The organism is Hyphomonas sp. UBA3601, assembly GCF_002375605.1.
In the GTDB taxonomy this organism is placed as follows: domain Bacteria; phylum Pseudomonadota; class Alphaproteobacteria; order Caulobacterales; family Hyphomonadaceae; genus Hyphomonas.
Window position 1 is genome coordinate 811 of record NZ_DFME01000030.1, and the last position, 7388, is coordinate 8198.

At 56.2% G+C, this 7388-nt stretch carries 6 protein-coding genes; 5 read left to right on the forward strand and 1 reads right to left on the reverse strand.

Going from position 1 to position 7388, the window contains the following annotated elements:
- Nucleotides 1–138 precede the first annotated feature (138 nt).
- The 5 genes from B4F73_RS03195 to B4F73_RS03215 are packed head-to-tail and all read left to right on the forward strand — an operon-like array spanning nucleotide 139 to nucleotide 5805.
- Complete coding sequence (locus B4F73_RS03195; RefSeq protein WP_035549543.1) at nucleotides 139–516, forward strand: antitoxin Xre/MbcA/ParS toxin-binding domain-containing protein; 378 nt, start codon at nucleotides 139–141, stop codon at nucleotides 514–516.
- On the forward strand, nucleotides 476–1258 hold the full coding sequence (locus B4F73_RS03200; protein ID WP_035549541.1) for an RES family NAD+ phosphorylase: 783 nt from the start codon (nucleotides 476–478) through the stop codon (nucleotides 1256–1258). The genes B4F73_RS03195 and B4F73_RS03200 overlap by 41 nt, the downstream gene beginning before the upstream one ends.
- A gap of 45 nt (nucleotides 1259–1303) precedes the next feature.
- Nucleotides 1304–2725 carry a toll/interleukin-1 receptor domain-containing protein gene (locus B4F73_RS03205; protein WP_051602527.1) on the forward strand — a complete coding sequence of 474 codons (1422 nt, stop codon included), beginning with the start codon at nucleotides 1304–1306 and terminating at the stop codon, nucleotides 2723–2725.
- The gene (locus B4F73_RS03210; RefSeq protein WP_035549539.1) at nucleotides 2722–4275 is read left to right on the forward strand and encodes an argonaute/piwi family protein; all 1554 of its coding nucleotides are present in this window, start codon (nucleotides 2722–2724) and stop codon (nucleotides 4273–4275) included. Before B4F73_RS03205 ends, B4F73_RS03210 begins: the two co-directional genes overlap by 4 nt.
- Nucleotides 4276–4287: 12 nt before the next feature.
- Nucleotides 4288–5805 (forward strand): hypothetical protein, encoded by a 1518-nt coding sequence (locus B4F73_RS03215; protein ID WP_051602526.1) that lies wholly within the window; start codon nucleotides 4288–4290, stop codon nucleotides 5803–5805.
- Here B4F73_RS03215 and B4F73_RS03220 read toward each other — a convergent pair.
- Nucleotides 5800–7236: a DUF6538 domain-containing protein gene (locus B4F73_RS03220; RefSeq protein WP_290481384.1), complete on the reverse strand. Its 1437-nt coding sequence runs from the start codon at nucleotides 7234–7236 to the stop codon at nucleotides 5800–5802. The two genes, B4F73_RS03215 and B4F73_RS03220, sit on opposite strands and share 6 nt — an antisense overlap.
- Nucleotides 7237–7388: the final 152 nt, after the last annotated feature.

Consider the following 7388-nt stretch of genomic DNA (forward strand, 5'->3'; position numbering starts at 1 on the left):
CCGCGAGCGGGCCTCGGCGGCCGACCGGATCGAGGACGCCATCGGCGCGAACATGCCCGCTCGGCCGAGAAAGCGAGGGCGCTCTTGATTTCCTCAGAAAGAACCGCTATATATCCCTTCAGTGGAAAGGATCGCTCAATGTCCCAAACAGCAGCCATCGACGCACAGGAACGGGCACGGGTGATGACCATGGCCGTGGTCCGGGCCGCTGAAAAGCTTGGTCTTTCCGGGAAGGACATGGCCCTGATTTTGGGGGTTTCGGAACCGACCGTGTCGCGGATGCGCAAGGATGAGTTCCGGCTGGAGGAAGGCACCAAGCCGTTTGAACTGGGAGCGCTGTTCGTTCGCCTGTTCCGGTCGCTTGATGCGATCACCGGCGGCGACGGCAAGGTGGCCAACGCCTGGCTACGCAATGAAAACCGGGCGCTTGGCGGTCGTCCACTCGATCAGATCAAGACGATTACAGGACTGACCCATGGCCTTGCCTATCTGGATTCCAGACGCGCTCCGCTCTGAGCGGCAAGGCGTATCCCGCGTTTTCTGGCGCTGCGTGGAGGCGCAACACATCGTCTCCACGCTTCAGCTTGTTGATACGCTGGATGAGCAGCGTATTCTCGAAGACATGCTCGAAGAAACAAAGCCGCCTGTACCCCCCGACTGCGCAGGGCTCCACTATCTCTACATGACGCCGTTCCGCTACGGCCTCTATCCGAACGGCTCGCGGTTCCGCCGCGCCGGACCGACGCCCGGCGTCTATTATGTGTCCGAAGAACCGGCGACAGCGATCATCGAAACCGCGTTTCATTTGCTGCTCTTCTACGCAGACTCTCCGGGCACGCCATTTCCGGCGCAGCCGAGCGAGCACACCGCATTCGACGTGCCGGTCCGCACCGACGCAGCCATAGATCTCATGTCAAAGCCATTTAGCGACGCTGCCAACCTCTGGACGCATCCAAACGACTACGAAGCGTGCCAGCAACTCGAAGAAGCTGCGCGTGCGGAGAGTATCGGGCTGATCCGCTATGCGTCAGTGCGCGATCCCGAGCACCGGCCAAATGCGGCTATTCTCTCCTGCGCCGCCTTCGCCGCCGCAACCCCGACACAAAACCAGACCTGGCGGCTATGGTTCAACAAGACAGGCGTGCACACGATATGTGAGTTTCGGGGAGAAAGATTTGGTATTCCAGCGCTTGCATGGGAAACCGACGAAAGACTCAAGCGACTGTTTTCTGCAGATACCACGCAGAAAACTCCATAAAATTGAATTACATAAATAGTCGGATCCCACTGAATCGAATGCTCCATGGAAAAAACACAGAATGAGCGCACTGTCCTCTTCGTCACAAAAGCGACGCCAGAGGATAATGAATTCACAGAGTGGCTCGCCCCGCGCCTTGAGGCTGCAGGATACCAGGTTTTCGCCGACATTCTGAATCTCGAAGGAGGTGAACGCTGGCGAAAAACATTGACCCGTACTTTGCAGGACCGGGCGGTAAAGCAATTGCTGATTTGCGCCGGAGATGGCTTGCATAAAAACGGCGTGCAGGAAGAAATTGGCATTGCAGCCGACGTCTCCCGCACGACCGGTGATGAAAAATTCACGATACCGCTTCGCGTTAGGAGCTTCCGCAAAGTCTTCGGCATGGGAGAACTACAATATCTGAACTTCGAGGATAGCTATGCGGATGGTCTCGCTGATCTGTTAGAGACGCTCGAAAAGCAGAACGTCCCAAAACTCAATGAACCTTTGATTCAGCCGCAATGGGAGCAGCACCGAAGGCGAAATGAGATCAGACTGGAAAACCGCGCCGAAACCCTGACCAGCAATTGGGTCGCGATCGAAAACGCGCCAGACGAGATCGCTTATGTCGCGCCGACTGGACCTTGCGATCGCGACAAGCTGAAAAGGCGCGCGAACAGCTTCGCTTTTCCCACTTATCCTCACTTATCTGGTTTCATCACCTTCGCTTCCCCCTTGGAAATGGCCGAGCATTTCGAGGGGTTCGGACCGATCAAGACGATTGCTACGAGTCGCCTTTCATCTTTCATGGAAAAGGGGTGGTCGGAACTCGACATAAAGAGTCGTGAAGCCAAAAATATTTTAGTCGCGCTATTCCGTCAGGCCTGGGAGCGACGTCTCTCTTCGATCGGGTTTCAAGAATATGGGTGGGCGAGCGGTCTCGGGCATCATGCCGCCCCCGCGCAGATTCGCATCAACGAACGCGTGGCATGGGGGCCAAAGGAAGGCAAGCGTAGGTCGGTTCTGCGGAACGTCGCAAAGGGGCGGGTTTGGTCCTACGGCGTGAGCGCAATTCCCAATCTCTATCCCTTCCCCCATTTCCGGCTCAAGGCTCGGGTTCTGTTTTCGGATATCAAGGAAAACGCTAAAGGAGATGAGGACCGTCAGGGCAGCATCATCGACGATAAGGAGAGGCAGCACCGTCATCGGCGCAGCGACTGCAAGGGCTGGAGGAACAAGTCCTGGCACGGTCGCATGATGGCGTTTCTGGAGCTTGTGGCGGGAGGCGATTCCTATATCTCACTTCCCATCGGCGCGGGCGGCAATCTCGTCCTCAACGTAATGCCTATACAGATGATTTCACCGGTGACGACACCGATCGTCCATGACGACGAGGACGCCGAAGAAACTGATCCCTCGACTCTGGCTGGCGATTTTGACCCCGAGGATGGGGATACCTCCGATGAAGAGGAGGCGCAGAAATGAAATTTGACGTCGTTACGCCGAGACTTATTCACCTCCCGGAACCAGCTCTCTCATTCGGTTTCGGTCAATCGACGGACCATCCCAAAGACGGGCTATATCTCTACGGACCCCACAAAGCGGATGATCGCAACAAGGTCATCACCATAGGCGTCATCGGCACAACAGAGGGACTGGAATATTTCCGGCGCTGGGGGCGCAGCGTGCTCGGCGATGTGCTCGTGCCGCCCCCAAAAAAGACGGACAAGGAACATCGTCTCCATCTCAGCAATTTTCCGGGGATGCCTGCGGCCTTTGGTGTTAGCTTCGACCCCCGAGACTTCATTGAATACGTGGTCGACGGCGACAAGATTGAGACAACCACAGCCCTGCAAAACCACCATGAAGCGGTCGCCCAGACAGTTGAAGTTTTTCTCGAACGCGTTCGCCATCATGACGAAAACGAAGAAAGACGTCCCGACGTCTGGGCGTTTGTCCTGCCAGAAATTATCTATACGCGTTGCACACGCCAGGCTCGGCGCAGCGGCGTGACTCTATCTCCTGGCGAATATGTGAAGCGTCAGAAGCAGCGCAGCAACTTGCCGCTTCTGGAAGATGTAATCGATCTTACGAAAGAAGACATCTTCGATGACGTTCCGGACTTCCATCGTCAGGCAAAAGCCAAGCTTCTGAAGCTGGGCTACACTTCGCAGCTCGTGCGGGAAACAACGCTTGCGCCGGAAGCATTCACAAATGCCCACGGCTATCCTATCCGCGGTGTCCAGGATGCAGCCACAATTGCCTGGAATCTGGCTACTGGTCTCTACTACAAAACGCAGGCCGAACCGCCGTGGAAGATCGCTAATATGCGCGATGGCGTCTGCTATGTTGGGCTCGTCTTCAAGAACCTCCCAAATGACAGGAACAATCATGCATGCTGCGCGGCACAGATGTTTTTGTCAGAAGGCGACGGGATCGTCTTCCGTGGAGCAAATGGCCCTTGGCAAACGGAAAACGGCGAGTTCCACTTGAAGAGCACCGCCGCCCGGGATCTCATCGGCAAAGTCCTTGAGACGTATGAGGAGAAATTCGGCGCACCCCCAAAGGAACTCTTCATCCACGGGCGCGCTGGATTTTCGAGCGAAGAATGGCGCGCCTTTGAGGCAGCCGCTCCCAAGGAAACGAATATCGTCGGTGTTCGAATTAAGACGACGACCGGCCAGGTGAAGCTGTTCCGGGACGGAAAGTATCCAACCTTGCGCGGCACGGCCATGATCCTCGATCAGAATAACGCCTTCCTCTGGACATCCGGCTACGCACCGAGATTGGACACATACATTGGTCCAGAAACGCCAAACCCTCTGAACGTGACTGTACTAAAGTCATCCGGCGAAAGACCGGATATTGAAACGGTGCTGTCCGACATCTTGGCGTTGACGAAAATCAACTACAACGCCTGCAACTACTCGGACGGCCTGCCCGTCACCATCCGATTCGCGAATAAAGTCGGTGACGTTCTGATTATGGGTAGCGCGAGAGGCGGCGGAAAGCAGCCGTTCAAATTCTATATCTGACGGAGAACATGAATGGTCTATGTAAATGGAACCGCACATATCCGTCACGCTCAGAGCGGTCAGGTCTATGAGATTGATGCCGACATGCTCGACTTCGAAAGCGTCTCCAGTGAAGAACGCAGCATGGGACCGGAAACAGCCTATTCGGCAGTCGTTGAACATCCGGAGCTTGGGCAGCTCACCTGGTCGATTTGGGAATATCCAATAGGCGCAGAAAATTATCGCGAGACCGATGTCGGCCCGCATGAATTGCTGAACAACCTTGAGTTTGGACTGGAACACGAACCGCCAGACCCGGACGAAGACGGCGACGAAAGAATAGACGAAGAAGACCGACAGGCGCAGATAGACGCGCTGGTTGAATGGTTCTTTGAGCGTTATGAAGATCCGGCCCAGCGGCTACCCTATATCAGCGCCGAAGGCGGCTACCAATGGATTTATGGCGGCCCTTACGATGCACGCGAGGAACTGGCTGAGAACTTCCCAGACTTGCCCGACGACGTCATCGAAGCTGCTGTCGATGAAATCGAATCTGACGGATTGACGGATTGGGCACCCGTCGCAAGTGCCGAGGACTATGATCAGTATGAGGACAACGAGCCGGATGATTTAGAAGTTTCCGCAATCGCGCGCGACCTTGAAGATTTAATTCAAGGCCTTCCAGAGGCCGTTGCTGAGCCAGCGTTTGAGGTCGGCGGTGATGGCCTGATCCATATGGCGATCCCTCCTGATGCGACGACGCCGGATGCGAACAACCCTTTGCTCGATGAGTTACGTGAGGCAACGCAGGATTTACTACACGAACTCAATGGAACGAATGCGCATACGGATCTTCTGAATGCCGTGCAGCGCTATCACGCTACCATCAGCGCTGATTCGATTTCTATTTCGCAGGTTTATTCTCGCGGCATACGGCTGGCGAACGTCGGTGAGGCAACCGAAAAAGCGATCGCGCGGGACTATCTTCCGTCATTCCCGTTGAGTGTTGAGGCGCATCTGTCCTCTGTGCTGGACCTGAACCGCGCTTACATTATGGCCCACCCGGAAGGACGCAGGATCGCCGAGAATTCTGCCGCCTATCAACGGACGCCATCAGATACAGAAGCAATGCGAAGGGCCGCGGATGATTTTGCCGATGCCGTTGCCAGTGCACGAAGCCTGTTTGCCGATGACGTCCGCGAACTCGTTGTACAGGCATCGTCGCAGATAGGGCACGGCCCCCAGCCAGGCCGGTCGAATCAGAACGCCGCACACACGTTCGGCAACCTGACTCGGTTCATTCTAAAGCAAGTTGGGACCGCAGCCTTGTTCACAGGCGCCGCTCTCGGCGGCGCGGCAATCACGGGAAGTATTCCGGGCGGGGCGTTGGCTGCAACCGGAACCGAGTACATCAATTTATGTTGGAGCTTTTTGGTCGCAAACGCATCCGCCCTTCACGCGATTGCCGCCTCCTTTGGCGCAGACTTGTCCTGGATGTCGTCTGCTGCGCACATTCTCGAGCGACACAAAGCGCAAAAGCCTGACTCATGATTTTGCGGAGCCGCCGACTGCCCAGAGTACATTTTCGCGATCAAACAACTCCATCACCCGAGGATCAAACGGGTGGATGATCTTGAGCAGTTCGTCACGCCGATACTCAAGCGAGCCACCGTCGCCATAGACGGGTCTTGTCGTCTTGTGGCCCATGAGCAGGCATCGCAGGCCGTAGTCGATATTGGCTTCCTGCATGCGTTTCTCGAAGGCGTGGCGGAATGAGTAGATCTTGTGGTCGGGCGACTCCAGCAGGCCGCGATTGCGGAAGTTCTTCATCATGTTGGCGGAGAAAAGCTCGCCCTTGTCGTAGTAGTGGGCAAAGGCTTTCGGCGCCGCGCGCTTTGCCGCTTCGAGTGCGATGCCGACCAGCGGAATGTCCCTCTCGGAGGTGTCGGTCTTCACTTCGCGGTCCGTCCGTGCGCGGATGGAGATGTAGGGCACCGGCTCATCAATGTGAAAATCTTCAACGCGTAGGTTGATGATCTCACTCGGTCGGCATCCTGTCTCGATCAGCATCAGCGTAATGAGCTGCAGTTCCGGCCGCCATTTACGGGTAGCACCCGGCGCAAGAATCTTCTCCCGCACCCAGTTGGATGAGAATGGCGGCACTTCGGTTCTCGCCTTCGCCTTGAAGTGCATATTGCGGAAGGGGTTCGGACGTTCCTCTTCGCCAATGTGCTTGAAGTAATCGGCATAGAGCGAACGGATATTGCCGATGTGACGGTTAGCGGTGTTAGGCGCGACCGGCTTTGCGTTCTGATCCTTGGGTCTGACCTGTTTGGCCCAGTGCTTCTGGTAATTGAGCGCGAGGTCACGGGTGATCTCCTCAAGGGCAATGTCACCGGCAAAGTCGATAAAATACTGAACTGAGGTTCGCTTAGTTTTCTCCCACGATGCGCGTTGGTTCGGCGATTTGTACAGCTGCGCGTTGTACGCGATCTCGTTCACATAGACTTCGAAAGCCTCGGACACGCTGACAGTCGGTTTCGGCGCGCCGCCAAGCAGCGCTTCGGCGTCCCGCACTTTGGGGATTTCGGCGGGCCCTGCGTTCTGATGAACCGCAAGCAGCCGTGCCAGCGCCTCTTCAAGCGGCGCAACAGTCGCGAGATGGTCGATGGGCTGATAGGTGAAGCCGCTCGCCAGCGCCTTGACGGTCGCCATGCGATAGCGGCGACGAACGGCCTCCGAAGTTTCCCGACTGGATGAGGGCCCGACCTCTTCGGCGATCTTCAACGATGCCCAGTAATGGTCATCGGCTTCGGCCAGCAAGTCGCGCTTGTAGCGAGCCTGGTCGATTGAAGTGGTCCCCAGCGATTCCTTGATCCGCTTGCGCGAATCAAGGTGCGCGAACTTACTCGGCACACGGCGGTTATACCACCAGACGCGGCCTCGCTGTTCGAGGTAGGAATTGTCGTCGACGCGCTTCATGACGCCGACCATTGGTCCACAATCTGGTCCCATTTTGGTCCACAGATTCCGGCCATTTTATGCAAAGCGAAGCAAACGAGATCAAAAATATCGTTTAACTTCAATGCTTTACACGGAAACCATTTCGAGAGAAATGGCGCGAGTGACGGGGC

Coding starts and splice junctions, on each gene's coding strand:
- B4F73_RS03195 (WP_035549543.1), top strand. CDS start 139: ATGTCCCAAACAGCAGCCATCGACGCACAGGAACGGGCACGGGTGATG.
- B4F73_RS03200 (WP_035549541.1), top strand. CDS start 476: ATGGCCTTGCCTATCTGGATTCCAGACGCGCTCCGCTCTGAGCGGCAA.
- B4F73_RS03205 (WP_051602527.1), top strand. CDS start 1,304: ATGGAAAAAACACAGAATGAGCGCACTGTCCTCTTCGTCACAAAAGCG.
- B4F73_RS03210 (WP_035549539.1), top strand. CDS start 2,722: ATGAAATTTGACGTCGTTACGCCGAGACTTATTCACCTCCCGGAACCA.
- B4F73_RS03215 (WP_051602526.1), top strand. CDS start 4,288: ATGGTCTATGTAAATGGAACCGCACATATCCGTCACGCTCAGAGCGGT.
- B4F73_RS03220 (WP_290481384.1), bottom strand. CDS start 7,236: ATGAAGCGCGTCGACGACAATTCCTACCTCGAACAGCGAGGCCGCGTC.